Raw genomic sequence first — 823 nt, 5'->3', positions numbered from 1 at the left:
AGATGAGCTTATTGCCCATCTGGTGGATACCGAGTGGGATGACCGGCGGAGCAGGGTCGTTTCGCGGTTGATGAAACAAGCGAGGTTCCGCTATCAGGCCTTCTTCGAACAGATAGATTTCCAGCTCTCTCGAAACCTGGACAAGAACATGATGCTGAGATTCTCAGACTGCGGCTGGATCGAAAAGGGACAGGACATCATCATTGAGGGGCCCACCGGGGTGGGAAAATCCTTCCTTGGCTCGGCCTTGGGGCATCAGGCCTGCGCCTATGGGTTCAGGGTCCTGTATTTCAATGCTATAAAGCTCTTTTCCCATTTGAAAATGGCCCAAGCGGATGGAAGCTATGAGAAAGAGCTGAAAAAGATCGGAAAGGCAGATGTGCTGATCGTTGACGATTTTGGCCTACAGCATCTTGATGCCCAGAGCAGACTGGCGTTGCTGGAAATCCTTGAGGACCGGCATGGCAGGAGATCAACGGTTGTCATCACCCAGCTTCCCCTGGCAAAGTGGCATGAAGTGATAGGAGATCCGACCATTGCCGATGCCATCTGTGACCGGATTGTTCACAGCGCCTTCAGAATAGAGTTAAAGGGCGAATCGCTACGCAAAAGTTATGGGGGACCCAATCAGTGAAAGGGGGAAAGGGTTGTGGAAAGTGCCGCATCCTGGGGAAAAATCAAAGATTTTCCCCCAGCCTGCTTGGAAAACTCCTTCGGAGTTTCCCCCACTTCCCACAACCTCTACGATAAATTTGAATTTAATCCTGGGAAAAACCGGAAATTCATTGACCTAAACTTACCACTTTTATATCATGGAGAGGAG

At 50.3% G+C, this 823-nt stretch carries 1 protein-coding gene; it reads left to right on the top strand.

Annotated features, from left to right (window positions below; all coding sequences use genetic code 11):
• On the top strand, positions 1-634 hold a 634-nt coding region (gene istB, locus HW443_RS12135; RefSeq protein WP_176238321.1), incomplete at its 5' end, for an IS21-like element helper ATPase IstB.
• Positions 635-823: the final 189 nt, after the last annotated feature.

The organism is Candidatus Hakubella thermalkaliphila (assembly GCF_013281975.1).
Lineage (GTDB): Bacteria > Actinomycetota > Humimicrobiia > Hakubellales > Hakubellaceae > Hakubella > Hakubella thermalkaliphila.
Note: the sequence above shows the minus strand (reverse complement) of the source record. Positions and strands in the feature narration are given on the sequence as shown.